This window comes from Kitasatospora sp. NPDC043949 (genome assembly GCF_056435365.1).
This window is the reverse complement of the sequence record NZ_JBWKEQ010000127.1, coordinates 1-1,263: the sequence shown is the minus strand read 5'-3', so window position 1 is coordinate 1,263 and position 1,263 is coordinate 1. Positions and strand designations below refer to the sequence as shown.

Here is a 1,263-nt window from a genome sequence, read left to right as displayed (position 1 = left end):
GACGCGGGGAAGCCGGAACGGAAGCAGACGCGGAGGAGACGTCTGCGGTGCCTGCTCCCTTCTGTGGTCCCGGTGAGTGCAGCACGGACGGGAGAGCCAGGCACAAGGCTGCCGCGGTGCAGGCCGCGGTCGCAGCGAGGGCACGCCGGCGGTGCCGGCGCCGGTCGGCGCGTCGGCGGATCTCCGCTGCGGGCAGTGTCGGCGCGGGCATCTGCGTGCCGAGCAGCCGCAGCCTGTCGCCGAGGGTGTCGTGGATGGGGTCAGACACGAAGCTTTCCTTCCTCGCTGGTCGGGGCTTGGTCGGCGAGTCTGCCCGCGAGCGCGGCCCGGCCGCGGGCGAGGCGACTCTTGACGGCGCTGACACTGGCGCCAGTCTCGGCCGCGACCTGCTCGACGGAGAGGTCGCACATGTGGTGCAGGACCAGGGCGCTCCGCTGTGCCTCGGGCAGGTCGCGTAGCGCGGCGACCAGCATCAGGTGCTCCTCGGTGGGCGGCTCGACGGTGGGCGGTTCTTGGCGGTGGTGGCGTCCGGCTAAGTGCAGGCCCCGGGCCACACGTCGCCAGCGGGAGATGGCCAGCCGCCGGGCCGTGGTCCGGATCCATGCCTCCGGGGCGTTGTCCGGGTCGAAGGTGTGCCTTCGGTCCCACGCGCGGATGAACGCCTCCTGGACCACGTCCTGTGCTTCGGACCAGCTGCCGGTCAGCGCGTAGAGCTGCCCGGTCAGGCGGGAGAAGGACGCCGCGTAGAACGCGTCGAACTCCTGTGGCGTCATCAAGGGCCTTTCTTCCGGGCTGTCCGTCAGCTTGCGGCACAGGCGGCTCGCGAGGAAGCACTCCTCGGCTGCGGCTGTGGAGCCGTGCGTCCTGGACGGAGCGTCCCGTCCTGTACGCACGAGCACCACCCCAGGGTTGCGCCCGCGGCCTATGACCTGGATCACGTGCGCGGGGTGCGACCTGCCGAGCGTCGGGAGACCTACAGGGGCGCAGGCGTCAACCGGACGCCCGGCAGAAAAGGACACGGATTCATGCGTATCCGCCCGATCACACTCATCGCCGCCACCGCCGTAGCCATCGCGACCGCAGGAGGAATAGCCACCGCCGCAACCAGCACCTCCACGCCCACCCCCACGGCCCACGGCGAGCCCTCCGCTGTGCCCTCCGCTGTGCCCTCCGCTGCGCCCTCCGCTGCGCCCTCCGGCGCCGGCTCGGCCGACGCCTCGGTGGCTCCCGGCAGTGGCCCGTCCGTTACCCGTTCGACTGCCA

The 1,263-nt window shown here is 72.0% G+C and carries 1 protein-coding gene and 2 pseudogenes; 1 reads left to right on the top strand and 2 read right to left on the bottom strand.

The genetic code is table 11. The features are described from left to right. Together AC07AL_RS38600 and AC07AL_RS38595 are read right to left on the bottom strand one after the other, a co-directional pair. A pseudogene (locus tag AC07AL_RS38600) lies at positions 1 to 268 on the bottom strand (hypothetical protein); the annotation flags it as partial. Continuing rightward, positions 261 to 773, bottom strand: coding sequence for a SigE family RNA polymerase sigma factor (locus AC07AL_RS38595; RefSeq protein WP_363589760.1), 513 nt, complete (start codon positions 771 to 773; stop codon positions 261 to 263). The pseudogene AC07AL_RS38600 and the gene AC07AL_RS38595, both read right to left, overlap by 8 nt. Before the next feature lie 252 nt (positions 774 to 1,025). Here AC07AL_RS38595 and AC07AL_RS38590 point away from each other — a divergent pair. Further along, a pseudogene (locus AC07AL_RS38590) lies at positions 1,026 to 1,263 on the top strand (hypothetical protein); the annotation flags it as partial.